28 protein-coding genes are annotated in these 26,278 nt (G+C 44.1%); 6 read left to right on the top strand and 22 right to left on the bottom strand.

Annotation, left to right across the window (positions count from 1 at the left end):
* Window positions 1-114: 114 nt before the first annotated feature.
* Window positions 115-2,280 carry a S9 family peptidase gene (locus R7040_RS10060; RefSeq protein ID WP_161441131.1) on the top strand — a complete coding sequence of 722 codons (2,166 nt, stop codon included), beginning with the start codon at window positions 115-117 and terminating at the stop codon, window positions 2,278-2,280.
* A gap of 216 nt (window positions 2,281-2,496) precedes the next feature.
* On the opposite strand, the gene R7040_RS10055 is transcribed toward R7040_RS10060, so the two are convergent.
* From R7040_RS10055 to R7040_RS10010, 10 genes are all read right to left on the bottom strand, one after another.
* Window positions 2,497-3,546 (bottom strand): porin, encoded by a 1,050-nt coding sequence (locus R7040_RS10055; RefSeq protein WP_005374238.1) that lies wholly within the window; start codon window positions 3,544-3,546, stop codon window positions 2,497-2,499.
* A 215-nt stretch (window positions 3,547-3,761) separates the two neighbouring features.
* A complete protein-coding gene (locus R7040_RS10050; protein ID WP_064354477.1) occupies window positions 3,762-4,631 on the bottom strand; it encodes a metal ABC transporter solute-binding protein, Zn/Mn family in 870 nt (289 codons plus the stop codon).
* A 22-nt stretch (window positions 4,632-4,653) separates the two neighbouring features.
* A complete protein-coding gene (locus R7040_RS10045) occupies window positions 4,654-5,529 on the bottom strand; it encodes a metal ABC transporter permease (protein ID WP_005374244.1) in 876 nt (291 codons plus the stop codon).
* Complete coding sequence (locus R7040_RS10040; protein ID WP_064354476.1) at window positions 5,529-6,257, bottom strand: metal ABC transporter ATP-binding protein; 729 nt, start codon at window positions 6,255-6,257, stop codon at window positions 5,529-5,531. Before R7040_RS10040 ends, R7040_RS10045 begins: the two co-directional genes overlap by 1 nt.
* Window positions 6,257-7,183, bottom strand: a complete 927-nt coding sequence (locus R7040_RS10035; protein ID WP_005374249.1) for a metal ABC transporter solute-binding protein, Zn/Mn family — start codon at window positions 7,181-7,183, stop codon at window positions 6,257-6,259. The genes R7040_RS10040 and R7040_RS10035 overlap by 1 nt, the downstream gene beginning before the upstream one ends.
* 22 nt (window positions 7,184-7,205) lie before the next feature.
* Window positions 7,206-7,757: a DUF6162 family protein gene (locus R7040_RS10030; protein WP_005374250.1), complete on the bottom strand. Its 552-nt coding sequence runs from the start codon at window positions 7,755-7,757 to the stop codon at window positions 7,206-7,208.
* Window positions 7,754-8,074 (bottom strand): hypothetical protein, encoded by a 321-nt coding sequence (locus tag R7040_RS10025; protein WP_005374251.1) that lies wholly within the window; start codon window positions 8,072-8,074, stop codon window positions 7,754-7,756. Before R7040_RS10025 ends, R7040_RS10030 begins: the two co-directional genes overlap by 4 nt.
* A gap of 42 nt (window positions 8,075-8,116) precedes the next feature.
* Entirely contained in the window at window positions 8,117-8,947 is an 831-nt protein-coding gene (locus R7040_RS10020; RefSeq protein WP_005374252.1) for a DUF4198 domain-containing protein, read from the bottom strand.
* Window positions 8,948-8,962: 15 nt separating this feature from the next.
* On the bottom strand, window positions 8,963-9,502 hold the full coding sequence (locus R7040_RS10015; protein ID WP_033906231.1) for a DUF2271 domain-containing protein: 540 nt from the start codon (window positions 9,500-9,502) through the stop codon (window positions 8,963-8,965).
* A gap of 21 nt (window positions 9,503-9,523) precedes the next feature.
* A complete protein-coding gene (locus R7040_RS10010; RefSeq protein ID WP_021035904.1) occupies window positions 9,524-10,153 on the bottom strand; it encodes a PepSY-associated TM helix domain-containing protein in 630 nt (209 codons plus the stop codon).
* A gap of 281 nt (window positions 10,154-10,434) precedes the next feature.
* Here R7040_RS10010 and R7040_RS10005 point away from each other — a divergent pair, with 281 nt between their 5' ends.
* Entirely contained in the window at window positions 10,435-10,887 is a 453-nt protein-coding gene (locus R7040_RS10005) for a hypothetical protein (protein WP_033906230.1), read from the top strand.
* Window positions 10,884-11,372 (top strand): hypothetical protein, encoded by a 489-nt coding sequence (locus R7040_RS10000; RefSeq protein WP_064354474.1) that lies wholly within the window; start codon window positions 10,884-10,886, stop codon window positions 11,370-11,372. Before R7040_RS10005 ends, R7040_RS10000 begins: the two co-directional genes overlap by 4 nt.
* A 68-nt stretch (window positions 11,373-11,440) precedes the next feature.
* Here the strand turns inward: R7040_RS10000 and R7040_RS09995 are convergent, their stop codons facing one another.
* The 9 genes from R7040_RS09995 to R7040_RS09955 form a co-directional block, all read right to left on the bottom strand.
* On the bottom strand, window positions 11,441-12,613 hold the full coding sequence (locus R7040_RS09995; protein ID WP_033906228.1) for a tetratricopeptide repeat protein: 1,173 nt from the start codon (window positions 12,611-12,613) through the stop codon (window positions 11,441-11,443).
* Window positions 12,610-13,230, bottom strand: coding sequence for an energy transducer TonB (locus tag R7040_RS09990; protein WP_005374256.1), 621 nt, complete (start codon window positions 13,228-13,230; stop codon window positions 12,610-12,612). The genes R7040_RS09995 and R7040_RS09990 overlap by 4 nt, the downstream gene beginning before the upstream one ends.
* A complete protein-coding gene (locus R7040_RS09985) occupies window positions 13,230-13,634 on the bottom strand; it encodes an ExbD/TolR family protein (protein ID WP_005374257.1) in 405 nt (134 codons plus the stop codon). Before R7040_RS09985 ends, R7040_RS09990 begins: the two co-directional genes overlap by 1 nt.
* Window positions 13,631-14,185: a MotA/TolQ/ExbB proton channel family protein gene (locus R7040_RS09980; RefSeq protein ID WP_017635540.1), complete on the bottom strand. Its 555-nt coding sequence runs from the start codon at window positions 14,183-14,185 to the stop codon at window positions 13,631-13,633. The genes R7040_RS09985 and R7040_RS09980 overlap by 4 nt, the downstream gene beginning before the upstream one ends.
* Window positions 14,185-15,552 (bottom strand): MotA/TolQ/ExbB proton channel family protein, encoded by a 1,368-nt coding sequence (locus R7040_RS09975; protein ID WP_170896872.1) that lies wholly within the window; start codon window positions 15,550-15,552, stop codon window positions 14,185-14,187. The genes R7040_RS09980 and R7040_RS09975 overlap by 1 nt, the downstream gene beginning before the upstream one ends.
* Window positions 15,553-16,320 carry a DUF3450 domain-containing protein gene (locus R7040_RS09970; protein ID WP_054574483.1) on the bottom strand — a complete coding sequence of 256 codons (768 nt, stop codon included), beginning with the start codon at window positions 16,318-16,320 and terminating at the stop codon, window positions 15,553-15,555. It abuts the gene before it with no gap.
* Window positions 16,321-16,394: 74 nt separating this feature from the next.
* A complete protein-coding gene (locus R7040_RS09965; RefSeq protein WP_136976328.1) occupies window positions 16,395-18,488 on the bottom strand; it encodes a TonB-dependent siderophore receptor in 2,094 nt (697 codons plus the stop codon).
* Between the two features lie 207 nt (window positions 18,489-18,695).
* Window positions 18,696-20,069: a sensor histidine kinase gene (locus R7040_RS09960; protein WP_017819704.1), complete on the bottom strand. Its 1,374-nt coding sequence runs from the start codon at window positions 20,067-20,069 to the stop codon at window positions 18,696-18,698.
* Window positions 20,069-20,734: a response regulator transcription factor gene (locus R7040_RS09955; protein WP_005386018.1), complete on the bottom strand. Its 666-nt coding sequence runs from the start codon at window positions 20,732-20,734 to the stop codon at window positions 20,069-20,071. Before R7040_RS09955 ends, R7040_RS09960 begins: the two co-directional genes overlap by 1 nt.
* 230 nt (window positions 20,735-20,964) lie before the next feature.
* Between R7040_RS09955 and R7040_RS09950 the strand changes: the two genes are divergently transcribed.
* Window positions 20,965-21,675 carry a glycerophosphodiester phosphodiesterase family protein gene (locus tag R7040_RS09950; RefSeq protein ID WP_017819703.1) on the top strand — a complete coding sequence of 237 codons (711 nt, stop codon included), beginning with the start codon at window positions 20,965-20,967 and terminating at the stop codon, window positions 21,673-21,675.
* 35 nt (window positions 21,676-21,710) lie between these two features.
* On the opposite strand, the gene R7040_RS09945 is transcribed toward R7040_RS09950, so the two are convergent.
* Window positions 21,711-22,193, bottom strand: coding sequence for a murein L,D-transpeptidase family protein (locus R7040_RS09945; protein WP_213961616.1), 483 nt, complete (start codon window positions 22,191-22,193; stop codon window positions 21,711-21,713).
* Window positions 22,194-22,434: 241 nt separating this feature from the next.
* On the opposite strand from R7040_RS09945, the gene R7040_RS09940 reads away from it, so the two are divergent.
* Together R7040_RS09940 and R7040_RS09935 are read left to right on the top strand one after the other, a co-directional pair.
* Window positions 22,435-23,430 (top strand): 2-hydroxyacid dehydrogenase, encoded by a 996-nt coding sequence (locus tag R7040_RS09940; RefSeq protein ID WP_054579202.1) that lies wholly within the window; start codon window positions 22,435-22,437, stop codon window positions 23,428-23,430.
* Between the two features lie 85 nt (window positions 23,431-23,515).
* Window positions 23,516-23,872: a YibL family ribosome-associated protein gene (locus tag R7040_RS09935; protein WP_005374274.1), complete on the top strand. Its 357-nt coding sequence runs from the start codon at window positions 23,516-23,518 to the stop codon at window positions 23,870-23,872.
* A 163-nt stretch (window positions 23,873-24,035) separates the two neighbouring features.
* On the opposite strand, the gene R7040_RS09930 is transcribed toward R7040_RS09935, so the two are convergent.
* Together R7040_RS09930 and R7040_RS09925 are read right to left on the bottom strand one after the other, a co-directional pair.
* Complete coding sequence (locus R7040_RS09930; protein WP_005374275.1) at window positions 24,036-25,067, bottom strand: hypothetical protein; 1,032 nt, start codon at window positions 25,065-25,067, stop codon at window positions 24,036-24,038.
* A 102-nt stretch (window positions 25,068-25,169) separates the two neighbouring features.
* Complete coding sequence (locus R7040_RS09925; protein ID WP_064354473.1) at window positions 25,170-25,931, bottom strand: hypothetical protein; 762 nt, start codon at window positions 25,929-25,931, stop codon at window positions 25,170-25,172.
* Between the last annotated feature and the right edge of the window lie 347 nt (window positions 25,932-26,278).

The raw sequence follows: 26,278 nt of genomic DNA, 5'->3' as shown, positions 1-26,278 counted from the left end.
CTCACTTTTTCGGTATACCCCATAACAAAGAATGGACAACTGAAAACCACTAACAAAATGAAAGCCCAGCCCTCAGGATGAGGCCACTTGGGTGTACAATAAGGATAAAATCAGATGCGTTTCACTTTAACTACGTTGGCCGTCTCGGTCGCGCTTGTCGCCGGATGCAGCAATCAAGGAATCCCCAGCATGACTCAATACTCCCAAACACAGATCGTTGCTCAACAAACTCAAGCTCCGGTTGCGAAAAAAGTCCCTCACGCGATGACTATTCATGGCGATACCCGCGTTGATAACTACTACTGGATGCGTGACGACGAACGTAAAGACCCTGAAATTTTACAGCACCTAGAGACAGAAAATCAGTACGCAGAAACCGTTCTAAAGCACACTGAAACACTTCAAGATACGCTATTTGAAGAAATTAAAGGGCGCATCGCAAAAGACGACCACTCAGTACCGGTTCGTAAAGGCAACTACTTCTACTCCAGTGAAGTGACCGGAGATAACGAGTACGAAGTCCATTTGCGAGCTAAAGACTTTGCAGGCAAAGACAAACAAATCATTTTAGATGTCAATGAACTAGCAAAAGAACATGAATTTTTCAGTATCGGCGGCCTATACGTTAGTCCGAATGAAAACTTATTGGCGTATGGCGAAGATACATTAAGCCGCCGCGTGTACACCCTTAAGATCAAAGACCTGACAACAGGCAATTACCTACAAGATGAAATCGAAGGGGCCTCAAGCGCTGTCGCATGGCAGAACGATAACAACGCCTTTTACTACATCAAAAAAGATCCACAGACCTTATTGGGCTACCAAGTTTATCGTCATGTATTGGGCACACCACAAAGCAGCGATGAGCTGATTTTTGAGGAAACCGACAGCGCCTATTACACCTCACTAAGCAAAAGCAAAGATGGCGAAGATATTTATATCTGGCATTCGAGTACAGAAACCAGTGGGGTCTCTATCATTGATGCGAACAACCCTAAAGCAAAGGCGAAACCGTTCTATCCTCGTGAAGATGGCATTGAATACAGTATTTCTAAGCTAGGCGATTGGTATTACATTTATACTAACTATCAAGCCGTCAACTTCCGTTTGATGAAAGTTCATCAAAATGACATGCATGACCGCTCTAAATGGCAAGATGTGATTGCCGCAGACGACAACACTCAACTTGTCGACTTCGAGTTATTCGATGATCACATCGTCTATGAGCAGCGCTCTAACGGCCTAGCAAGCGTCACTGTACGTCAGCTTTCAACAGGAAAAGAATTCCCCCTCACATTTAATGACGATGCGTTTGCTGCCTATTTGACAGGTAACCTAGAGCTGGATAACGAGAAAGTTCGTATTTATTACAGCAGTTTAACCACTCCAGGAACCTACTACGATTTCGATCTAAAAACGGGCGGGTCAGAAATCATGAAGCAAACACCTGTACTTGGTGATTTTAATCCTGACAATTACCAATCAGAACGCATCATGGTCACAGCCCGTGACGGTAAAGAAGTACCCGTTTCTTTGGTGTATCGTAAAGACTTATTTAAGAAAGATGGTACGAATCCACTCTACCAATATGGTTATGGATCTTATGGCGCAACCATTGAGCCAACTTTCCGCTCGACACGTTTGAGTCTATTGGATCGCGGCTTTGTTTACGCCATTGCTCATATTCGTGGATCTGAAATGCTTGGCCGCCCTTGGTATGAAGACGGTAAAAAACTAACCAAGCAAAACACATTCAACGACTTTATTGATGTGACTAAAGGTTTGGTTGAACAAGGCTACGGCGCGAAAGATAAAGTCTTCGCTGTTGGTGGCTCTGCAGGAGGTCTCTTAATGGGGGCTATCATCAACCAAGCACCAGAACTGTACCGCGGTATCGGTGCACATGTTCCGTTTGTGGACGTGGTAACCACCATGCTCGATGAATCGATTCCATTGACCACCAATGAGTATGATGAATGGGGTAACCCAAATAACAAAACATACTATGACTATATGTTGAGTTACTCGCCTTACGACAACATCAAGGCGCAAAACTACCCGAACATGTTGGTAACGACTGGCTTGCACGACTCTCAAGTACAGTACTTTGAACCAATGAAGTGGGTCGCCAAACTTCGTGAAATGAAGACAGACGATAACGTCTTGTTGTTCAAAACCGATATGGAAGCCGGACACGGCGGCGCATCTGGTCGATTTAAGCGCTTAAAAGAAGATGCGCTAGAGTATGCCTTCTTCCTCGATTTACTCGATAAAAAATAAGCGTATTAATAGAACTGTATCTCTAACAACAAAAAATGCCCGCAAGTTGCGGGCATTTTTTATAGACGCACTCTCTAAACAAAGAGTGGGGTTACCTAAGCACAGAATGACTAGCGTCTCTTATAGCCAAAGGAAAGCAGAAAGAAAAACGCCTACTCACAACGAGTAGGCGTTAACACAATAAATGTGTTTAGGCAGTAGAAACTGGCCTATTTATTAGAAGTAGTAACGAGCACCTAGAGTCCAGTAGTCGTTCTCTTCATTGTTGTAGTCGTTACCTAGGTCAAACTGGTAACCAGCGAAAGTAACGAATGCAGGAGTTACTGCGTACTCTGCTTGTAGCGCAGTTTCGCTTGAAACTGTCTTGTTGTCTTTGTCGTCTTCTACACCTTCGTAGTTAACGCTGAACGTCCAATTGTTGACTCCGTACGCTAGTAGGCCCTCAATCTGAGTAGTTTCTTCACGCATCTCGTAGAAGTATTCGTTCATGCCGTATACAACAGCTGCGTACAGACCAGAGCCATACTCACCGTAATTTACAGAAACAAGGTGTGATTCAGCAGTTTTAGTACCTAGACCAGAATTCTCAACATCACCGCCGCTGTATACGTAGCCTAGACCAAAGCCCGCAACAGAGCCGCTCAGTGCGATTTGACCACGTTGGTCATACTTGCTGCCTTTAGAAACGTATTCTGGAAGACCTGTGTTAGGGTTTTGTTGTAATGATAGGCCTCTATCATCATTTTCACCTTGCCAACCAAGACCTAGGTTGAAAGCAAAACCTTCGCCAAACTCAAAGCTTTTACGGTAGCTGATCATTTTTTCAGCACGACCAGTACCTAGATTGTTGTGATTGTCGTACAAAAAGTCGTTCGCGAACGCGATTGGTAGATCCGCAACGCCAGCGACATCGTAGTACGGAGACCACTGTGTACCTCCCACTAAACGGCCAAACTGCTGGTGGGTCGCGCCGATGTAGCCCAAACGAGTTGAAAACGACTGGCTACCACCATTTAGGTAGTTAAGTGCCCATTCGCCTTTAGCGTCGATAGTGATACCGTTGCCAATGTCTTTCTTGCCCGCAACATTGATACGTGGAGACACTTGGTGAACTTTTACTTCTTCTTCGAAATACTCACCCACGCCAACTGAAACGTGACCGCCGATCGATAAAGATGTACCATCGCTGTTGTAAACTTCTGCTGCGAAGGCCTGTGAACCACATGCTAGTGCCGCCACTGCAACGGCTAGAGTTTTCATTTTCATTGTTAACATCCGTATAGTTGTTTGTACCGGTTCGCTTAGAAACAGATTAAATCCGAATCAATCGCAACGAACACATAACAAAGTAGTAATGAAATAGAAATGAAACAAACACTTTCTTATGCAACCAGTGGTATCAGTGCTCACATTTTGAACTCAATCACAAAAAAATAGGGAACTTTTCATTCCCCATCATAAAATCTGTGGCTTTTTACGTGTCACATCTCCCAACGTGCGAGTGGCTTCTCAGTTTTGATACCGTTACTGCCCCAGCGGTCAATAACATCAATTTGCAGTATGCGGCTCGGTTTAATAAGCGATGTCAAGGTTTTCGACGGTCGTTTATCCGTCACTAACCATAGCGTTTTATCTTGTTCAAGCTGAGCTTTTAAAGATAATTTGTCTTCTTCTGTCCACTCAAGTTCCGGCTTAAATTCGCGCCCAACCACAAACAATTGGTTGCCAGAGGCAAAGTCCTCTAATGACTCACTCATCAGCACCACTGAATCGATGCCTTTATCGAAGATCTCAGCCTGTTGTTGGTTGATCAGTTCACGCACATTTAGCATAAGAGCCTGTTGATTCGTTTGAATCGCCTTTTGGTGTTCAGGATATACACGTTGTAGATCCTCTCCAACAATGCCCGCCATTCGGATTAAGTTTGTAGGGTTCAGCCATGCGTACTTCGATGTTGACCCGTTTTCCAATGTCAGAACTGCAACTCCTTGAGCTCTAGGAGAAATGGCCTGCGATGCATCGATTTCAATCAAGTGAATGTTGCCCTGTCGAGCGTAAACATAAGTCGGGTCTTGTTTCCAAATCGCACCAAGAGTAATAGCAACCGTCGCGGCTTGACCCGCTTGCTTAACTTGCTCTGTACCTTTATTTGCGAACCAGTTCTCAAGACGCTCAACGCCGTAACGCTTTGGAGGCAGATACTGAGTCTCTATCCCTGTACCTTTCATGAGTTGCTCAGACAACATGTACGTGACGGGAGTGCTGGTTAAAATGTCTTTGGCGCTTGCCAACGATGGAAGTGTTGTCGCTATAACCAAACCAAAAGTTATCGCTAATTTTTTTATCTTCATGTTCATTACTTTATAAAAAGGGTTACGCTTTTTGGATAATTCGGTAAACCGTTGCTGTTAGGAAAAATGCCGCAGAAACAATGATGATGGATGCGCCTGATGGCACTGGTAGCTCAAGCTCCATCGGCAGTATGGTTCCTATTAAACACGCAATGGTTGCCAATAAAGAAGAAAGGAGAACAAAACTGCCCATGCGTTTAGTCAATAACCTAGCCGTTGCACCAGGAATCAGTAGCAATGCACCAACCAATACCGCGCCAATAATCTTTACCGCGGCGATGGTGACCAAGGTGATCATCATGACAAACAAGTAATCATAAAAGCTGGTATTAAAGCCGCGTACACGTGCAATATCCGGGCTGATACAAGTTAGCAAAATGCGGTTAAACGTTGGAATAAGAAGCAGTAATATGATCAAACAACTGATCGCTAAAATAAGGATATCGTTGTCCGTCACAGTCAAGATCGAGCCAAACAACACGTTCTCCAACATGTGAATGTTGATCTTGCGAGCAACGTACATTAACAGCGCAGCACCAACCGCTAACGCTAGTGCAAGAAAAACCCCAACCAGTGTGTCGTAAGGTACATTCGTACGATTACGAACAAAGTGAAGCAACAGCGCAAAAATCATACAAAAGCTAAACAATCCGATGATCGGATTCTCTGGCGGCTCACCGAGCAACACACCAATCGCGATTCCGGTAAGCGCAGCGTGCCCAACCGCTTCAGAGAAAAAAGCCAGTCGCTTGGCGATGACTAATGTCCCAAGACCACCAAGTAATGGTCCTAATATCAGCGCTGCTACAATTGCGTTCACCATGAAAGCATAAGAAAAGCTATCGCTTAACCATCCAGCTTCAACGCCGCTAACCGCTAACTCTCGCAACCAATCCATTATGCAGCCTCCACTTTTGCTGTGTAGTGCTTGAATAATGTTTCTATACGATCAGGACTTAGCACATCTGAATGGTGCCCTGACGCCACAATTTGACGATTTACGACATGGACCTGCGCATCTAAACGGCGCACTGCGGTCACGTCATGGTGTACTGCCAGTACCGTTTTGCCTTCTCCAACGACTTCATGAATCAAACCTTCAAGATATCGAACACCTTGCTCATCCATGCCAGTTGTAGGTTCGTCTAAAACCAATAAATTGGGCTCATCCAGTAAAGCTTGCGCAAACAAAACACGCTGTTGCTCACCGCCAGAGAGTTGCCCCATACGACGGTCGCTACGCGTTGCCATACCCACGCGATCCAGCTGGGTCAGGGCATGTTGAGTTTGTTTCGTTTTACGTCGCCAAAATAGAGGGATACGAGTTTGGTTAAGCAGTACAAAATCCATCACGGTTAACGGGAGGCTTGCTTCAAACATCGCTTTTTGTGGCACATACCCTATCTTCCCCGATGCAGCTGATGGTTCTGGCCAATTGAGTGCAATGTTTCCCGAAAATGGCGTAAGTCCAAGTACCGAACGAAGCAAAGAAGTTTTCCCACCACCATTCGGTCCCATAATCACGTGACATTTCGCGTTCTCGAATTCGGCGCTGATGTTCTGCAAAATGATATTGTCGGCGTATTTTAGGCCCACGTTACTTAAGGAAACGGAAGGTCCAGTCATTACGCCTTTTCCCCTGCTCGCTTACTCGCCACAAATTTCATGGCTTCGATTAGTGTTTCCACATTATCTCGCATCTCAACCTCGACTTTATCAGCCTCATACTCACCGTGAGTCATGTGAGAAAAGCGATAAAGCTGCACCCCGGTCGCCTCTTCGATGGTATCAACAAAGCGATTCGGCATATTGAGCTCATAAAACAGAACATCAATGCCCGATTCACGAATTTTCTCTATCGTTTCCTGTAGCTGACTTGCACTTGGTTCTACACCATGAGCAGGCTCAATGACAGCGGCAACGTCAACACCAAACTCCTGAAGGATATATCCGTAAGCATTGTGGGTTGTCGCCACCTTCATACCAGCCGTGTCCAACTCACCAAGAGACAACATTGCATCACGCTTCATCAGGCGAAATGTTTTCGCGTATTTACGAGCATTTTGGCGATAGAACGTAGCATTGTCTGGGTCCAATTGGCTTAGCTCACTCGCGATGGTGTAAACCTTTTGAATGGTTGTTGATAGACCGACAAAGGTGTGAGGGTTCACTGCTCCTTGACCAACAGACTGCCCCATAGCGGGCAATAAAGGCACTTCTTTGTTCGCTTCTATAACCACGAGATCATCACGCTGAGAAGCCTTGATCACTTTCAGTGCAAAATCGTCATGACCAATACCATTGATCACTATTACGTCCATTTCATTTAAGCGCTTAAGATCATTAGGTTGTGGCAAATAGTTGTGAGGATTAAAACCAGCATCAACCAAAGGAACGATGTCCGCCTTCTCACCAACAACGGCTTTAACATAGCTGTAATAAGGTTGAAGCGTAATACCAATACTGAGTTTATCGGCAGCAAAGCCAGTAGAAGACACCGTCAATAACGCGGTGGCTGTAAGAATACGACGTAAAAGAGAGCGTTTGATCATAGTACTTATCAATTATGTTGTCTTAATGGGCGTGAGAATGAGAGGAAGAGTCTGACAGAACGATTTGTTTCCACCCGAAATCGTGGCGTTTAGCTAGATCGCTTAGTCCCTCCACATTTAACGAACGGCTAGAATCATTAAACCAAATATCAGCTTGAGAACTGCGGCTATCCAACAGCATGGAAGCAGAGCCTTGGGCACTGGTCTTCACGCCAATGTAGACACCGTCATCAATTCGTTGCCACTGATGAGAACCTTTACGCTTCCAGTTTTGGTCTTTCACGAACGGAGCAATCCAAAGCACCTCCATATCAGAGATCTCAGGCCAAGTTCCGGTATCTAACTGCAAATCACGAATCTCTTCATGAGCGAGCTTAAGTTCAGCGATCAACCCCAACTCATTTTGATGTAAATCCGTGATTAACACTTGATGAGACTGCATGTCTGGCTTTTCAGTCGCGACCTGATGGTAGGGCATAAGTATGGCTGCTGAACTGAGAATTGCTGCGATTGTCAGTGCGACCCACTTTCCTTCTCGGTTACCATCATCAGGGCGAACTTTCTGTACACTCATTTCTCTTTCAGCTCAACGATATCCACTTCCACCGGGCTTTCATGTCCGGCATCAAATACCAAATAGAAATCTGTTTCAGGGTGAGTAAATTCTGCGATGGAACGCTTATCTGTTTTTTCTTTGGCGATCAGATTGTCGTCGTAATCGTACATTTCGACATCGTAGTCGACCGCTGTGGATCCATCCGAGTAGCCCGCTTCACAAATCACTTTATCTTGCGCCAAGTGACAGCTCATCAGAGGAAAATGTGCAGCAGCGTGAAAGGACGCAAATCCAGAAAAAAGCAAAACCGCTTTTAGAAGAGAAGTGTTATTCATGATAATTCCAAAATGGCCCAGCAATTGCTGAGCCTAATTCGATTAGTTAAGTTGAGTTTCAAACGTAAGATGAACATTGGCACTCGCTTTATCCGCCAATGGATTATCTTTTAATTCACCTTTGTAGTTCGCTTTCATTAAGTAGCGCCCAGCGACTTCTGGCGTGAAGATCACTTTGCCATCTTTATCGCTCACCACATCGATTTGTTCTTGATGGTTTCGGTACATGGTACCTTCACGTGTAATCTCAGCAGTAACGCCCTCTTGTGGCTCTCCGTTAAAGAAAAACTGGAAAGTCACAGGCTCACCTTCAATGATGTCCGATGGATGCGTGATCGGTTTCATCTCCAGCATTTTGCCTTCAATCTCCAACGCTTTGTCCGTTGGCATACCAACCGTAATGTAGCTTTCTGCTCGGGTGTAACTTAGTTGAGTAACCACATCACGCGCTTGCTCAGGAAGCACGTCACCACGCTCAGCTTTGTTTGCTCGCGCCCATTTCACCGTATCACGACGGCCCGCTTTGTATTGTGTGTAGTAGCTCGGCTGATTATTAATCGCGACTTTGTGCGTGCCTTCTTCTGTAAAAAAGAAATCAAACATAGAGCGACGCTTGCCACGAACAACAAAGTTAGGACGCTCAGAGCGGCCATCCGGCATCACCACAAATGCCTGATCACTACCCGCAGGCTTATCAAAAACAAACGTTCCGTGAGAGGCAGTAACATCAAATGTCAGCCAGTCACCGCCTTCTTTAGAAACCGTAAAGTGAGAGGGCAGAACCCAACGTGGATGTGCTTGTGCGGTGGTGGTTACAGCCAATCCCATTGCCATTACACTCGCCAATGCCACTGCTTTCATTTTGGTTTTCATTGTTGTGTCCTTTAATCACTTAACTTGATAATTGACGGTGATGACACCCGTCTCTTGTGTTGGTTTAAGCTCATAGCGCACGTCACTGTCCGCTAGCGTTATTTTTTGACGTAAGTAGTTTCGCCCACCGTGTTCACGAACGACCTCGACGTACAACGTGTAATTTCCTTGTTCCAAACGCTCCCCTGCGTCATTGGTTCCATCCCAGACAAAGCGGTATTGACCAGCAGGACGTGTTGCAGAAGTCACCGCATCAACAAGTTCACGATCATAACGACCCGCTTTTCTCCACCAGCTGCGTAGATCTTTTAACCATTCGTCTTTCCCTACCCATAACTGGATGGTTTTAACCGGTTTACGCTGATCGTTTTCAACCCAAACCGCCACATAAGGGCGTGCATACATTGAGGTATCTATCTTTGGAAGTTCGAGTTCGAAGTCGACCTTCGCGTTATCTGGTAGAGGCGCCGCGGAAAGAGAGAAAGGAGCAAAAGCCGCGATCAAAGCGGCTTTACAAAAGTGATTACGGCGGAAAAATCTTCCTGTGTTCAACATAAGTGTTCTCTAAAAAAGCTGTTATGGAACAGCAACAAAATAAATTACGAGCGACAGTAACGTACCAAAGCTCATCCATTGCATAGACGTTCTGAGCGTCTTCTTCTTAGGCAGTAACAAGCACACGCCTGTAAGAACAAAAAACACCATCAAAAGCGCAGTGACGTCGATAAACCACTTCCAAATCCCACCACTGTTGCGCCCTTTATGTAGATCGTTCAGCAGCGCAACAATACCGTAGTGCGTCGTTTCAACATCTGCCGCACCAGTAGTCATATCAATAAAGACCGTAGCGTTATAACCTGGGCCTTTAAAATCCATAGACAGCTCTCCGAGTAACAACTCACCTTGCTCAACTTCGGTATACACATCTAGTGCGGAGGGAGTGCCGCGAAGCTCGGTTTCTTTAGTCAAGAAAGCCACCAGTTCTTCACGATTAGGTTGAAAGGTATCTGAATGTGAGAATAGAACTGAGTGCGGAACCGTCAGAGTATGTTGTTGAATGATAGGTTCACTGCGTTCAAACAATTCGGGGCGATTGAGGGTAATACCAGTTACTGCAAAAAACAGCGTAACTAAGAGAAGAGCCATCGAAATATAGATATGTAGGCGGCGAGCCCAAGTTTGAACACCTTTGCTTTTAAGCAACATAGAAACAATCATCACCAATAAATGTGGGGCATAATTTAGGTGATAATCATTCGTATTGGCATTTAATTTACATTGTTTACTTTTTCAATTCAGCTTGGCTTGCGCATGTTTTAGCTATTTGGGCCAATGCGAGTTACAGGTTGCCTACCTTTTAGATAATAATCATCTCAATTAAAATAACTAAAAGTTAAACCACTTCCTCAATTCGCAAAAATGACATAGATCTCATATAAACGTAGGTTACTATGTTCTTTTTAACCTAATTACTTTCGGTGTAAAACATGAATAAATGTCCTGCGATCATCGGTATTGTATTTGATGAAAAGAGTTTGAAAGCTATCGATAGAATAAATGAATTACATGAATTAGAGAGATCGGCCAAAGTATTTATTAGCTTGGGTAACCTTTGGAGTATTTTTGGAGGAAACTCCCTGAAGGGGACAGCGAGTAGTGGCCTATCTAAAGCAATTACTGCTATTCCCGCCAAACCAGGATGGGAAACCGCTAAAAATGTTAGCATTGGATTAGGAAGAGGAATTTCTTCTGATGCAAGCCAAACTGCTTGGAGTATATCACAAGCTAATTGGGAGTATTACTTCAAATCATATAGTGCCTTAGATCAGATCAAGCTGAGAGAAATCGAAAAAATCGCCACTTTCCAAGCACTTGATCATGTACACGATAGCAAGCAATATAGATTTTGGAAAGCGATCTCAGATGGATGTAAAATATGAACAAGAACGCTGTAATAATACTCTTATCATTTTTCTCAAGTGTCGCTTTAGCAAATGCAAAATTTGAAGACAGTTTATTTAAAAATGTAAGCCAATCTATTGATAATTATGGTGCTAAGATAAAGCAGTGTGAGTCTATGGCAAAACAGAATACGCCTGACAAAAAAACCCTAGAGTATTCAAAGAACCATATAGAAGCATTAACTCCTGTTCTGCCGTTTTTAAGCGAAAAAGCTTTTGAAGCTTGTGTCTTAAAAGAGAAACAAGAACTAGCATATTACTTATTAATAGCAAAAAATAACGCTTCAAGAACCTCAACATTAAAGCTTGTAGAATCGACTGAAAGCCTTACTTTTCATATCGAACCTACATCTATAGAAAAGTTTGAAACACTGAGCAAAGTACATCAAGAATATATAGAGAAAAGCCCCTTTTTCTCCCGACCATTTGATGCGTTAGCCTTTTATGAAAAACTCATGCAGTAAATAGCCTTTATGACTTTAGACAAAAAAAATACCCGAGACTGAGCTCGGGTATTTAATAAAAATGTTCGCTATGAGTCCTGCGTCGATTCTACTTTGCGTAGCTGAGATAGATACTTAACCCAACTTTTTGCCTGATTCGATGGCTTAATCTCATTCGCTCTTTTGGCATTAGCGAGCGCATCGTCAAACCGCTTAAGTTTGTAGTAAGCGCGAGTTTTGATAAGTGCAACATCCGCTTTACGACCTCTGACCTTATCGAGCGCGGCAATGGCATCTTTATAATGGCCTTCTTGCACCAACAGTTGAGAATAGTTCCAGTAATACTGCCTATCTAGCTGAGCTGCAATACGCCAGCTATCAATAGACTCTTCCCACTCTTTTGCCATTTGCCAATACGTTGCTTGCTGGGCTTTTAGCTTACTATTCGAGTTTACATCCTCTAGCTCGTTCATCACCAACGCAGCTCTCTCAGGAATACCTCGTTTCGCGTACAATTGTGCCAGCAGCTTTAAGTCATCTTGGCTAAGTTGTAACCCTTTCAGTTTTGCCAACGCCAAAGAGTCTAGGGCACGTTTGTTGTCATCAACCCGTAGGTATAGAGCAACAAGCTGACGCCACCATTCAATTCGTTCAGGTTCAATCACGATTAAGCGTTTGATGGTCGAGATTGCCGGCTTCCACTTTTTCAGTTCTAGCTCAGCAGAAAGCTTTATCGACAACGCGCCAAGCTTGTCTGGCTGACCAAACTTCTCATAACGAGCCATTGCTGAAAGCACTTTTTGCCACTGACTCAGTTGATAATGAGATTGGGAAATACGCAGCCATAGTTCATGCGCTTTTTGACCTTTAGGAATGTTTTTGCTCAAGGCATAGTAATGAGGTAAAGCCTTAGAAAAACGTTGCTCGTTCAGCAGTATATCAGCCAACATTTTTCGGGTTTGCCATGCTTGCTCATCTTGTAGCAAACCACTATTGACTGCCAACTCAAGTTGCTTAATCGCCGCTTGAGTTTGCTCGTTCTGCCAGTAAAAAATACCCAACATTCGAGCGACATAAGCTTGGTCATATCCACGAGAAAGCTCCATAGCTTCAAGAGATGAAATCGCTTCTTTTAGTTTCTCCTCTTGAGCCAAGTTGTGTGCTCGTTGAACTCTCGCTGCGGTGTATTGGCTTAACTCACTGGCAATGGTTGAGAGTGCACTCAGGCTTAATACCGTACCGATTAAGAATTTTTTCATCATTTGGCTAACTTGAACTCCACTTTAGCGGTTTGTCCGAACTGCTCAATTGACACACCATCCTCAACTTTTGGCTGATACTTCCATTTTTTAAGCGCACGGATTGCTTCCCTTTCAAACATGCGCTCGGGCTCAGCCTCGATCACTTCAATATCTTTTGGTCGTCCAGTTGCATCGATCGTGAAACGCATAATGACATAACCTTCCACTCTACGTTTCAGCGCCTTACTTGGATAGCGAGGATCAACACGATACAACGGCAGTGCTTGCTGGTTGCCCATTGTTCCCTTCAAGTTTGGGGCGCTAATCGCGATGCCTTCAAGGGCTGTGTTTAAACCTAAAGCACTGACTGGCGTCATCTGACTCATTGGTTCCATTTGAGTGTCAGCTTGAGACAGATCCATTGGCTCCGGCGCTTGAGGTGGTTCTGGTTGCTCCGGTACTGAACGTTGACGACGCTGCACGTCTGCTTCATTCTCTACCATCACCATATCAAAACGAACGGCTTCTGAAGCTTCTGGTGCACGCTGGTTGCCTTTATCAACCATCCACGCCATAAAGCTAAACAAGCTCACAGAAATTAACAGTGATGCTGGTAGTGCAAGTAACAGCCTGCCCATTAAGGTTTCTCCGCCGCCAATGCAATGTTCTTCACACCCGCCGCCTTTGCAGCGTCCATCACTTTCACGACAGTGCCATTGTAAGCATGCTCGTCAGCTTGGATAACTAACGAGGCATCAGGCTGATCAAGTAACAGGTGCTCAATAGAGGCCTCAACACGCTCAATATCAACCACTCGTTTGTCGATGTACACATCATTCGCTGCCGTTACTGCAATAAAAATACCCGCGTCTTTTTGGCTTACTACATTAGAAGCCTGAGGGCGATTCACTTCTACACCGGATTCACGTACAAACGAACTGGTCACAATGAAGAAGATCAACATGATGAAGACGATATCAAGCATCGAGGTTAAATCGACTTGAGCTTCATCTTGTTGGTTAGGTCTGCGTCCGAGTCTCACTTTTGACTCCTTAAAGATTGTTCTAACTGGATAGCTTTTCGTTCACACACTTTGCTAAGGCGAGCATGAATAAACATGCCCGCAAGCGCTGCTACCATACCTGCCATGGTTGGCAGCGTAGCAAGTGAGATACCAGAAGCCATCAATTTCGGATTGCTGCTGCCTTGCGATGCCATTACGTCAAACACCGTAATCATGCCTGTCACCGTCCCTAACAACCCTAGCATTGGGCAAACCGCCACAAGTAGCTTAATAGTCGATAGGTTTTGGCGCAGTTCGATTTGCGCTTTTGCAATCCATCCTTCACGGATTTGATGCGCGTACCAAGAGTGGTGCTCTGATCTTGCTTGCCACTGCTCACAAAGCTGTTTTTTTACCCCAGGGAAAACCGTTGTGAGATAAATAACTCGCTCCATAACCAACAGCCAGCACACCGCCACGACGGCGGCCAACCACCATAGGATTTGACCACCTTGCTGCATAAAGCTCATCAAGGTTGTGGCCCAATCCTCACTGATCAAACCCAATGTGCTGAGTAGGATCTGCTCCATTACGCTGCGTTCTCCGCTAAGGTGTTAGAATGGCTTTTGTTACTCGGCATATCACGCTCAGCTTGTTCTGCAACTAAACCGATGCCTTGTTTTTCTAAGATACTGCGAATATTTTCTGCTTGAGAGCTCAATACGTTGTGCGCTAATAGCAAAGGCATGGCTGAAACAAGGCCAAGTACGGTAGTCACAAGTGCCATCGAAATGCCACCCGCCATTACTTTCGGATCACCATTACCAAATTGAGTGATGACTTGGAAGGTTTCGATCATACCCGTTACCGTGCCTAGTAGGCCAAGCATAGGAGCTAGAGCAGCAAGAAGCTTAAGCATCGACAACCCTTTTTCTAGGTGGGTTTGCTCATCAACAACGGCTTCCAAAAGACGTAGTTCTAACGCTTCTACGCTGCGATGCTTGTCTTTCTGGTATACCGCAAGCACGCGACCCAAAGGGTTGTTTCCTGGCTGCGCTGGGGTTTTCAGTTGCTTCATGATTTTCTGACGCGAAATCATCAGTGATGCACCACGTACGAGCGCAATCAATAGGCCGATAGCCAATAAGCCAAGGATGATTTTGCCGACAACGCCACCCGCATTTAGGCGATCAGCCAAAGTCGGTGAGTTTGCAAGCTGTTCAAGAAGAATGCCACGTGACGGATCAATGACAAGTGCATCAATGTCACCAGAGGAAATAGTATTCGCTGTTGGACCGTTCTCAGGCTGACGAAGATAGTTTACCGCGTCTCCGCGTTGACCATTCCACTTAACGTAGCCAGTCTCATCCAGCAGCGCCATAGAACCAAGACGAACACCATTAACCGTTTGTTCACGACCTTCGCCATTTAGCAGTGTGAAAGAGACGTTTGCCATTTCACCGCTTGCTTTGATTTGCTCTTCCATGCTGCGCCACATCGCCTGAAGTTGGGTCAACGTTGGCAGTGATTTAGCCGCAACAATAGCATCGATATCTTTCTGATATGAGTTTGCATCTACACCGGTTACTGAGCTTTTTAGCTCAGACTCTAGCTCTTTTGCGTTCTGGCGAACGACGCCAAATAACTCACCTAGGCTCCCGGTTTCTAGACGCAACTTTTCTTCTAGCTGTGCCAGTTCTGCTTCATTTTCACCGAAGGTAACACTTAATGAGTCCGCTTCTGCTTGAAGAGCAGCCCGCTCTGCCACCAATTTATTCTTTATAGCCTGTAGCTCTTGCTCTGTTTGCTTAAAACCTGATTCACGCGCGACATTGTGCGATTGCTGTTGACGATTTTCTTGCTGCGCCTTTTGTAACAACGCATCACTAGCAACAGTTGTATGAGGCATTAATGCGGCTGTCGAGATTAGTGCAACCGATAACCATTTTTTCATCATTTATTTGCCCTCCGCAGCGGTTAACGACACTGGCAGAGTTAACATACTCGGCGCGATCTGTTTATTCGCCATAGCGAACGCTTTATCTAGCTCTGATTTTTGCTCAGAACCCACTTGTTGCCATGCTTGTTGTTGCTGTGACCAGCTCCAGAATGTCTCACCAGATAAGCTACGTGCTACCAAAGACAAACGCCCTAAATAGAGAATGTCCGCCTCCACAGCTTCATTGTCACCCAGGTTAATCTTGCCTTGGTAAACGCCAAGCTTGGTGCCGTAATCCATTTCAATTTGGTACGCTTCTAAAATACGACGAAACTTCTCTGCATCCGCAACGTCTGCACGCGTCATCATGGAATCCAGCTTTGCAATTCGTTCCTCACGTTGCGCTTTGCGTATAGGTTTGTCGTTAGCAACGAGCGCTTTTAAGCCTTCAAGCATGTGATACATCAAAGGCACGACACCTTGACGAGTTTGAGCAATCTGCTCAATTTGCTCGTTCAAGCTATCAACTTCTTGATTTTGGCTCTCAACAAGGCTTGCAAGATGATCGCGATAAATCTTCAAGTTACCGACTTCCTCTTGCAGCTGCTCAATTTCAGCTTCTAGAGTAAGTGATTTTTCTGCGCTTGCATCAATACGTTTTTGGCTTACCGCCGACGACTGGTTTGTTTTACTCTGCACAGCTTGTGCATCGTTTAAGTTCGCCGCGTGAGCGGGAATCAAAACCGATGATATCAACAGAGCGATACTTGATTTCATTAGATTCATACGAGTTATATTTCTGTGTTCCAAAAACGACCAAAGGGGAAGACTACCCTTCCCCTTTAATAATCAAATTGTTATCAGTACTTGAACTGGATTGTTGCCATGTAGTTGCGGCTTTCTCCAACCACAACCCCACTCGCACCTTTTTGCTCGCCATTCGTGCTACCACCACCTGCGAAGTAGTCGGTATCGAATAAATTCTCGACATTGAATCGAGCAATGATATCCAAGTTTTCATCGTACTTATGTTTGTATGACACGCCCATATCAACGCGAGCGTAGCCATCTTTCTTGAAGGTGTTCTTTGCATCACCGTAGCGATCACCTTCATAAATCAAACCAAGGTTTAAGTTAGTGTTGTCTTGAACCTTGTAGCTAGACCATAGACTTGCCGAGAACTCTGGCACGTCTACAGGGCGGTTACCTTCATATCTTTCTGCCTTCTTAAGCTCTGCATCCAAATACATTGCAGAAGCGGTTAGCGACAACTCTGGGGTCACAAAACCTTGAGCCATTAACTCAGCGCCTTTGTGAACTTGCTCACCACCTTGCGTTTTCTTGTGTAGGAGATTGCCGCCCGCGTCTTTGCCGCTTTCAACATCCAGCGAGATGTTCTCTAACGTGATATCAAACACAGCACCAGATACAAATAAACGCTGATCAAACAGTTCCCACTTCGTACCGATTTCATAAGAGATACCACGCTCAGCGTCGAGTTTCTCACCTTCATTGATGTAGGTACGACTACCGTTGCTGACTTCACCTTGAGGCATGAAGCTTTCAGAATACTGAACGTAAACCGAGCCATTCGTCGATGGGTGGAAAATGACACCAAATTTTGGAGAAACCTGGTTTTCGGTCAGTTCATCATCACGCTTTTCGTCATAACGAACACCTGCAAGCACTTGCCAGTAATCATTAATCGTCATCATATTTTGCGCGTAGATACCCCAAGTATCGTACTCAGCAGTTGGTGATTTCTTCGAACTACGATAGCTAGGCTTAGGCACCGTTTCTCCTGGCGCAATACTCGCCTCATTATGAAATGCCATAAAGCGATCATAACTGTAATCTAAGTAGTTAGCGCCCACTAACAACGTGTTTTCCGTACCGAACAAAGTAAAGTCCGTCGTCACATCTATATATGCAGTATCAAATACCCAATTATCGGAGCGATCGTTGCCTCGATGCTTAATCGTATTTAACTCTTCATACTGATCAAACTTAGGGTAAGACTCTACATCAAAACGCTTAAAGTCTTGGCGGTTGTAACCTGCTTTTACGTTCACGTTATCCGTGACTTGCGCATTAATATCGACACCGTAGTTTTCTACTTCGTTATCAATTTCAGACCACTGCGCATCCCAAATGTACTTATCACCGCGAACCGCTTTGCCATCAACAATGTATGCGCCAGAGTCCACGCTACCATCGTCTTTCGTGCGATCGTAATGAGCCGATACCATAAAGTTGTCTGTGATATCGTACTCAACCACTAGGCCCGCAACCGTACGATCCGTTTCTGGCTCGGTGCCATCACCGTACCTGCGCCAAGAGCCGTAGCTTTCTTTGGCAAAAATTGCGCGCGCTCGCAGTGTCTCTGCATCATTTAGCGCGCCACTCACATCAAGCACAGTGCGTGAGTGATCATTCGAACCTAGATCTTGACTCAAACTTGCTTGTGTTTGAGTTGTTGGTTTTTTCGAAACCATGTTTACCAAACCACCCGGCTCAGATTTACCGTATAGCAGACCTGATGGACCTTTAAGCACTTCAACACGCTCTAAAAGCTCAATTGGCTGACGGTAGTGTGACCAGTGTTGACGACCATCACGAAGAAAACCGTCTGAACTGCTAAGTTCAAAACCACGTAGAGAGAAACGTTCGCGGTTACGGCTTGTACCACCCGCGCTAACACTTGCATCGTTACGTAGCACTTCACCAAGTGTACTTGCACGCTGCTCATCAATTACCGTTTCATCGATAACCGCTACTTGTCCCGGCGTTTCCAGCTGCGTCATTTCCATGCGCATTGCTGTACTGTTTGTATCTGCCTTGTAGCCGAACTCTCGACCTTCTACAACTACATGTTCGTCTGTTTGAACTTCCGCCACTGCAGGTGTTGCTAACACTGCACCGATCACTAACGCCAAATGGCTCTTAGTAAACATATCCTTTCACTCCGATTATTATTTTTCGGGTCACATACTTGTTGAATGCGATTCCCTCTTAATTATTTCGCGGGTGAATATAAGTGATAAGTATTACCATTTGCATTAAATTTACATTCTTTGCATTTGCAAACTTTTGTAAAGTACTCTCTGATGATGCGCCATGATAATGTGACATTAATCACAAAAATTACGACTTAATCATACTTATTGCTTGAACACTAAAGTAACCCTCAAACCGCCTTGCTCACGGTTTTTCGCCGTGACTGCTCCACCCATAATACGCATGGATTCTTTGACAATCGCAAGACCTAAACCGTAGCCACCAAGCTTTTTATCTCTAGAAGCATCTAAGCGTGTAAACGGATCAAAAATATCGACCAGCTTGTTCTCTGGAATACCAGGCCCATCATCAGATACTGACATGGTGGTGAACTGCTGCCCTTCTTTGACATAATTTTCCAGAGAAACTTCTATCTGAGATGCTGGTCCTGAATATTTAATGGCATTACCAATAAGATTGTTCAAACAACGAATGACCAGCGTTTCTTCACAAATGGCTTTAGCACATACAGCTTCTGAGCGGAAAGACAACGTCTGTTCTGACTTCAAATCTATTTTGCAACGTTCTACTTGCGGGGAGAGCAAAACTTCTAAATCACAGCGTTTCGTGGCTTTGTCGAAGCGCGCATTTTCCAAGCGACTGAACTCCAATATATCGCTGATCAAATGGTTTAGCTCTTTTGCTTCATCTTCTAGCCTTGCCACTAGGCTTTGCTCACTTTCTCCAACACGCTTTCGCAAAAGATGCAGAACCAAGTTCTGCCTCGCTAACGGCGTTCTCAATTCGTGAGAGACATCTCTTATAAGCAGTCGCTGCTTTTCAGCGAGAGAATGAATCTGTTGCGTCATGTGATCGAAATCTTGCGCTAACTCGTTAAACTCACGCGTGCTCGACTTCAGCTCTTTCACGACACTGACATTAAAATCGCCATTAGATAGCTTTTTGCTTGCTTCTCTCAATCGATCCAATGGTTGCTGTAAGTTACGTGCCATTAGCAGCGAAAAGAGCGCCAAAATAACCACTGCAATCACGACTTTGAGAATAGAGAAATACAGAATGAAGTCATTTGCAGGGTGCAGTCGATGTGGCAATTGAATCACTAAAGTATTGCCATGAACTAAAGGAATATTGATGATGGGGCGATTCACTTTCCCCTCAAGTTGATCATCAATGCTTCTCTTAAATTGAAGTTTGAACTCGAAGTGCGGATGCATCAGACGGTGCGTAACTGGTTGCTGATGTTCATTCAACACAAATAAATAAAAGTTTTGCGCATTTGCCCAGTCAGCAAGTTCGTCCATGTCTCCGTGCTCAATCAATACATTGGCTTGATGTGCAAGGTCTAGCATTTCTTCTCGCACACTATCGGGCACTTTCAACATGGCTTTCACCAGAGCTTGTTCCGCTAAGGATTGCACGACCAAAATACTAATGACAATTGCGGTCATGCAACTAAATAACTTGAACGCTAAGCTATCTTTACGTTTTGCAATAAAAGGTGGACATCGGAGCTTCATTAACGGTTTACAGCCTCTAAATAACTGTAACCTTTGCCACGGAAGGTTTTGATATGTTGCTTGGAAAGCCCCGCTTCAACTAACTTGCGACGTATGTTACTGATGTGCATATCAAGGTTGCGATCAAAAGGACTCAGCTCTTTCTTTAACACTTCAGTTTGAAGCTCTGCTTTTGAAATCACGACTCCTTGGTTTTTTACCAAGTAGCTCAATAGTTCAGCTTCCGTACTTGTGAGGGGTAAGCTATTAAGCTGGTCGCTGATCGTTTGAACGGTACTACACATCGTCTGACGTTGACGTTCCAAGCCAACACGACGAAGAATCGCTTTGATGCGCATTAGAAGCTCAGCGACATTAAAGGGCTTTCCGATATACTGATCGGCCCCCGCTTGGTAACCATCAAGCATCGAGTTTTCATCGTTGAGAGCGGTAAGCATTAGAATAGGTGTCGCGAAGCGCTGACAGATCCTACGAGCAACTTGCATGCCGTTAAGGTTTGGTAACATGACATCAAGCAATACAAGATCTACAGGCGTTTTTTCCATATATTGCAGCGCACTTTCACCGCAATGCACAGAAGATACGATGTAGCCCTCCTCTTGCAAAACCGCTTCTAACAGCTCACACAAAGGAACGTCATCATCGACTATCAAAACTCGTGACATTACCACTCACCATTCAAATAAAAATGGTTCGCATTTTATTACTCATTTACCAATTAAACAACTACACACTCTAAGGCTTTAAGTCCACAGGACTCAGTCCAAGAAGCAGCAACGTACTATTAGAGTTTAATGTTCACTTGTACTAAAGGTTCCTAACAATATGCACCTAGATATATCTTCATAGAAAAAACGAGTACAATCAGGCAACCGCAAAGCAAAAGATAAAGCGAATGGAAACGTTATTAATTGGTCACCGTGGCGTGGCAGGTTCATACCCTGAGAATACAAAAATAAGCATTCAGGCAGCCATTGACCTGGGGTTGAAGTGGGTGGAAGTGGATATACAGCCTACCAAAGATAATGTTTTAGTGGTTTGCCATGATCATACCGTCAATCGATGCAGCAATGGACAAGGGCGTGTTGATGAGCTCACCCTGGAAGACTTAAAAGCATTAGATTTCGGTAGTTGGTTTAGCACAGACTTTTCAGGCGAGAAGATCGTGACACTAGATGAACTGCTCACTTTAGCTACTGAGAATAAGCTTAACTTGAATATCGAAGTTAAAGTAGACAACCATCCAGCGGAAGAAGTGGCGCAGACTCTCGCCAATGCGTTAACAAAAAGTCCAATGCCGCAAGAGAATGTACTCCTATCGAGCTTTAGTCATGACGTCATTAGAGCGATGCACAAATACTGCAGTGGCTACCGATTGGGTGTGTTAAGTGAATTCTTTACGAGAAAAGATAAACGCCTTTTGGAAGAAGTTAGTGCCTATAGCTGCAACCTAAATATTAACTGGGTTCGTACTCGCCAGATAAACAAACTCCAACAAGCCGGTTACAAAGTGATGTGCTATACGGTGAACAATCCAAATAAACTGAAATACCTGCCTCAGTTAGACGGTATTTTTAGTGATCATCCACAGCGCTTTATGCCATAGCCTATAAGAGCCAGAACATTAAAGGGGACCTTTTGTTACCACTCAATCTGAATTGGTGTCCCCATCTCGACAAGCTGGATAAATTCGTCCATCTCCTCGTTGGTAATCGCAATACACCCATTAGTCCAATCAAAACTTTGGATGTAAATCGGCAACTGACTCTCACCGTTTTTTAAGCCATGAATTTTGATGTTCCCTCCAGGGGACACACCTCGGCGCTTCGCTTCCAACGTATCAATCGCATCAGGGTAACTGATATGCACAGAACGATAAAAAGCAGAGTCCTCTATAACATAATCTAGAGTGTATTCGCCCTCTGGTGTGCGATTGTCTCCCTCTTCTTGTTTATGTCCTTGAGGGTTCGCTCCTAAAGCAATTCGGTATTCTTTTAGCACTGCTCCTTGTTCCATCAAATACATTCGACGCTTAGACTTGTCGACTTTAACGAAGTCAACAGCTGCGTGAGTGCCAGAAGCAAACACACAACACAAGAACATAGAGCACCATTTTACTGACATTGTCGTAACGCCTAAGCTAATAAAGTGAACAAGAAAAGAGCGATAATGCTAGTCAGTTAATGCTCGTAAAGCAAACAGTATCTAATGCGGAACCATAAGATAGACTCGCTGAAAGGCGTACTTCTTATCGTTATTTGATACAACAAAAGTCAAAGAGAAGATTTCTCTATTCATTGCGGCTAAGTTGCATTACTTTATAAGCATATTTATTTATAAAGTCCGCACTTTTTGAGAGGGAACCATGATTAACATTGCTTTTTTTAGTGCAAAATCCTACGACGAAGCCTCTTTTAATAAAATTAAAAATAACCGCGATTTTGAATTTCACTATCACGACTTCCGACTAACCGAAAAAACAGCCAAGATGGCGCACGGCAGTGATGTCGTATGTGCGTTTGTTAATGATGATCTTTCAGCTCCTGTCCTTAAACAGCTTTCTCTGGGCGGGACCAAGCTTATTGCTATGCGCTGCGCGGGATATGATAAAGTTGATCAACAAGCAGCCAAAGAACTAGGCTTACAAGTGGTTCGAGTTCCTGCTTACTCACCAGAAGCAGTGGCAGAGCACACGGTTGGTTTAATGATGTGCCTAAACCGCCGTCTTCACAAGGCCTACCAACGCACACGTGACGCCAACTTCTCGCTAGAGGGTCTTGTTGGCTTTAACTTTTTCGGAAAAACCGTTGGTGTTATTGGTACGGGTAAGATTGGTATCGCGACGATGCGTATCTTCAAAGGGCTTGGCATGGAACTGCTTTGCTACGACCCCTACGAAAACCCATTAGCGCTAGAAATGGGAGCCCGTTACTGTTCGCTTGAAGAAATCTACGCTAATGCGGATATTATCTCTCTCCATTGTCCAATGAGTGAAGAAAACTATCACTTATTGAACGAAAAAGCCTTCGCGCAAATGAAAGATGGTGTAATGATCATTAACACCAGTCGAGGCGAGTTGCTAGATTCACTAGCGGCGATAGAAGCGTTGAAACAAGGTAAGATTGGTGCGCTTGGCCTAGACGTGTATGACAATGAAAAAGACTTATTCTTCCAAGATAAATCTAACGATGTCATTGTCGATGATGTTTTCCGCCGTTTATCGGCTTGTCATAACGTGCTGTTTACTGGCCACCAAGCATTCTTGACTCACGAAGCACTTAATAACATTGCCTCTGTGACGCTTGATAACGTCGAAGCCTTTTTCTCTGGTAACGTATCGGGCAATGAACTGATTAACTAAAGCCAGACAATCGAGAAGTATAGTAGAGCGTGTGATCTCAGCTATGCTATACTCCTCGACTATTTAAAATTTGAGCCAAATTACCATGAGCATAAAAACTGATATTCAAAAGCTGCACAACCGTTTAGATACATGCCAACGTAAACTTGATGCGGCACGTTCTCGTGGTGATCACGAAATGATTACAAAGTTCACGGATGAAGTAGAACAGCTTACCAAAAAGCTTAACCAGTTAAAGCACAAGCAAAACTATGAGCTGAACAAAGAACGTAAAAGCTTACTTGATATGCCTTTCTCTCGTGAAATCACCAAAGCAGAACAAGCGGACATCGGCAAACTGAAAAAACGCGTACGCGGCTTAGTAATCGTTCACCCATTAACAAAAGTTGGTAAAGAACTTCGCCTTGATGTGATGACAGGCTTTGCGCCAAAAGAGTTTTAAAACTCGCATTAACATTTATGGAGCCCAAGCATTTGCTTGGGCTTTTTATTTTGTACTGCTTCATTAGATTTCATCGAAATATCAATCCATAAGCTATTAAAAAGGCCAGCGACAAAAGCCACTGACCTATTTCGACCAATATCGTCCGCATTATATCTCAACGTTACGACAGTTGCTGCAACTTGTGCTCCACAACGGGATCATTCGGAACCAACTGCTGAGCGACTTCCAAAAGTTGTACTGCATCTTGCGGGTTGTCATACTCATGCTTAAGTGCAATATCAACAAGTGGCTGAATATCGATTTGTGCTTGATGCTCCTTCACATGTTCTTTCTTTTCTTCAATTAGTACATTATGAGCGGTACTCAGTAAGTTTAAACGATGCTGTGAGCTCGCATTCGCCTTGTTAAGGCACTGATAGTAATCTTCTTTTAAGCGCAGCGTTTTGGTCTGATGACGAAACTGCGCTATATCTATCTTCTGATAACGTATAAAGTCTACGGCCACTTGCTTATAAAAACCGAATTTATTCAAATACGTCGCGTGGGTACCATGTCCCATCCCGAAGACTCTTAAGTGAGTGAGCTCTGGGTAGCGTTTGGCGTGAAGGCGGTCGATTTCATTAGTTGGATCATAAATGATGTAGCCTTTTGCATCGCCAAGGTCAAGGTCGTGATACTTTCCTTCCCAATCAAATTGTTGGGCTAATTCAGTACTTGGCCTATCATCCCATGGCACCAAAACTTTGTTTTTTGTGCTGACCGGGTGAAACATCAATACTTGATCCAACTTTAATAGATTGGAAAAGGCACCAATAGCAAAACCACCGCGGCTAAGTCCATAGCCTAAACGACATTCAAAGGGCTCAAGTAAAGTCGACAGTTGCTCTAGAAAGAAAATTAAATTACGGCTACGAAACCAGTTACTTTTCCCAAGATGCTGAAATGAAATAATATTTACTTTTTGTTTCTGGGCTAAGCGATAGCCCCAAGGCGCAAAGTCTGAGTGTAAGTCCTGTACTTGTAGATTCGTACCAGCAGGGGAAAAGGTGAACAACAACGGTTTATTGCGGTCGACAAACTCATACTTAACAAATACATCATCAAGTAAGTCCTCCCCGGACATCGGTAGCCTGGTTTGCTGTTCTTCACGAGAAAGAGCCAGCCATTCATCCAACCAGTACAGTAACTTCATTAATCCTCCATCTAAATTGCGCCTAGCAATTGTGTTAAAAATCTAGTTTTAGTGTGTGATCATCTCCCCCTGGTTACAGGGGACTCTGATATCAGTCCTCTTTTAAAACAAAGCGTGAATTTGCTTATTAAATTGGTCAATATCTAAGGTTTGATGGCGAACAAACTCCTGCGCCACCAGATTAAAAAATTCTAATTTATCTAATTGTGTGGATTGAGTGCCGTGTCCCATACCGACGACTTTTAAATGGGTAAGCTCTGGATAACGTTTAGCATGAAGACGATCAATGCGATTGGATGGGTCATAAATAATATAACCTTTGGCATTGCCCAAATCTCGATCATGGTAGCCGCTTTCCCAAGCAAACTGCTGAGCAAGCTCAGTACTCGGCCGATCATCCCAAGGCACTAACGCTTTATTTTTAGTGCTAACAGGATAAAACAACAAAAGATGTTCTAGTTTCAGCAAGTTAGCGAACGCGCCAATTGCAAAGCCACCTCGACTTTGCCCATAACCCAAACGACATTTGAAGGGATGAAGCAACTCAGATAGCTGCTCCAGAAAGAAAATCAAATTCCGACTACGGAACCAATTACTTTGTCCTAAATGTTGAAAGGCAATAATGTTTACTTGTTGTTGTATTCCGAGCTCGTAGCCCCAAGGAGAAAAATCCGGAGTTAAATCTTGTACCTGCACATCAGTACCGGAAGGAGAAAATGTAAACAACAATGGCTTGTTAAGATCGACGAGTTCATACTTCACAAACACATCATCAAGTAAATCGTAGCCAGAGATAGGTAAAGCCATCTCTTGTTCTTGTTGAGTAAGAGCTTGCCATTCATCTAACCAGTAAAGTAGCTTCATTTTTTCTCCAAGTGCATCCGCAGTATTTAGACTGGAACTCTATCAAAATGCGTTTAAGCATCCCACGTTGAGACTTAAGAAAGCTCTATTTGAAGCCCAAATGAGACGTATGGAAATGTCTTCGATTGAAGGTATTACTGCGTAAACTAAACCCAAAGTAGGTACGCAAAAACTTGGAGAAAGAGCTAGAGAAAAATCAATTAGAAGTTTCGATAACAGCGGTTAAAAAACAGCAGATACAAAAAAACCGCTGTAAGAACAGCGGTTTTTTTTAAAAGTGGCGGAGAGATAGGGATTTGAACCCTAGATACGCTATTAACGTATGCCGGTTTTCAAGACCGGTGCTT

It is taken from the genome of Vibrio sp. 1069, from assembly GCF_033340555.1.
Note: the sequence above shows the minus strand (reverse complement) of the source record. Positions and strands in the feature narration are given on the sequence as shown.

Coding starts and splice junctions, on each gene's coding strand:
- R7040_RS10025 (WP_005374251.1), bottom strand. CDS start 8,074: ATGAATAACACTTCTCTTCTAAAAGCGGTTTTGCTTTTTTCTGGATTT.
- R7040_RS09945 (WP_213961616.1), bottom strand. CDS start 22,193: ATGTCAGTAAAATGGTGCTCTATGTTCTTGTGTTGTGTGTTTGCTTCT.
- R7040_RS10060 (WP_161441131.1), top strand. CDS start 115: ATGCGTTTCACTTTAACTACGTTGGCCGTCTCGGTCGCGCTTGTCGCC.
- R7040_RS10030 (WP_005374250.1), bottom strand. CDS start 7,757: ATGAGTGTACAGAAAGTTCGCCCTGATGATGGTAACCGAGAAGGAAAG.
- R7040_RS10005 (WP_033906230.1), top strand. CDS start 10,435: ATGAATAAATGTCCTGCGATCATCGGTATTGTATTTGATGAAAAGAGT.
- R7040_RS10010 (WP_021035904.1), bottom strand. CDS start 10,153: ATGTTGCTTAAAAGCAAAGGTGTTCAAACTTGGGCTCGCCGCCTACAT.
- R7040_RS09970 (WP_054574483.1), bottom strand. CDS start 16,320: ATGAATCTAATGAAATCAAGTATCGCTCTGTTGATATCATCGGTTTTG.
- R7040_RS09990 (WP_005374256.1), bottom strand. CDS start 13,230: ATGGGCAGGCTGTTACTTGCACTACCAGCATCACTGTTAATTTCTGTG.
- R7040_RS09975 (WP_170896872.1), bottom strand. CDS start 15,552: ATGATGAAAAAATGGTTATCGGTTGCACTAATCTCGACAGCCGCATTA.
- R7040_RS09955 (WP_005386018.1), bottom strand. CDS start 20,734: ATGTCACGAGTTTTGATAGTCGATGATGACGTTCCTTTGTGTGAGCTG.
- R7040_RS10000 (WP_064354474.1), top strand. CDS start 10,884: ATGAACAAGAACGCTGTAATAATACTCTTATCATTTTTCTCAAGTGTC.
- R7040_RS09995 (WP_033906228.1), bottom strand. CDS start 12,613: ATGATGAAAAAATTCTTAATCGGTACGGTATTAAGCCTGAGTGCACTC.
- R7040_RS09925 (WP_064354473.1), bottom strand. CDS start 25,931: ATGAAGCTACTTTACTGGTTAGATGAATGGCAAGCTCTTACTCAACAA.
- R7040_RS09930 (WP_005374275.1), bottom strand. CDS start 25,067: ATGAAGTTACTGTACTGGTTGGATGAATGGCTGGCTCTTTCTCGTGAA.
- R7040_RS09940 (WP_054579202.1), top strand. CDS start 22,435: ATGATTAACATTGCTTTTTTTAGTGCAAAATCCTACGACGAAGCCTCT.
- R7040_RS09960 (WP_017819704.1), bottom strand. CDS start 20,069: ATGAAGCTCCGATGTCCACCTTTTATTGCAAAACGTAAAGATAGCTTA.
- R7040_RS10050 (WP_064354477.1), bottom strand. CDS start 4,631: ATGAAGATAAAAAAATTAGCGATAACTTTTGGTTTGGTTATAGCGACA.
- R7040_RS09935 (WP_005374274.1), top strand. CDS start 23,516: ATGAGCATAAAAACTGATATTCAAAAGCTGCACAACCGTTTAGATACA.
- R7040_RS10020 (WP_005374252.1), bottom strand. CDS start 8,947: ATGAAAACCAAAATGAAAGCAGTGGCATTGGCGAGTGTAATGGCAATG.
- R7040_RS10045 (WP_005374244.1), bottom strand. CDS start 5,529: ATGGATTGGTTGCGAGAGTTAGCGGTTAGCGGCGTTGAAGCTGGATGG.
- R7040_RS09965 (WP_136976328.1), bottom strand. CDS start 18,488: ATGTTTACTAAGAGCCATTTGGCGTTAGTGATCGGTGCAGTGTTAGCA.
- R7040_RS09950 (WP_017819703.1), top strand. CDS start 20,965: ATGGAAACGTTATTAATTGGTCACCGTGGCGTGGCAGGTTCATACCCT.
- R7040_RS10035 (WP_005374249.1), bottom strand. CDS start 7,183: ATGATCAAACGCTCTCTTTTACGTCGTATTCTTACAGCCACCGCGTTA.
- R7040_RS09980 (WP_017635540.1), bottom strand. CDS start 14,185: ATGGAGCAGATCCTACTCAGCACATTGGGTTTGATCAGTGAGGATTGG.
- R7040_RS10015 (WP_033906231.1), bottom strand. CDS start 9,502: ATGTTGAACACAGGAAGATTTTTCCGCCGTAATCACTTTTGTAAAGCC.
- R7040_RS10055 (WP_005374238.1), bottom strand. CDS start 3,546: ATGAAAATGAAAACTCTAGCCGTTGCAGTGGCGGCACTAGCATGTGGT.
- R7040_RS10040 (WP_064354476.1), bottom strand. CDS start 6,257: ATGACTGGACCTTCCGTTTCCTTAAGTAACGTGGGCCTAAAATACGCC.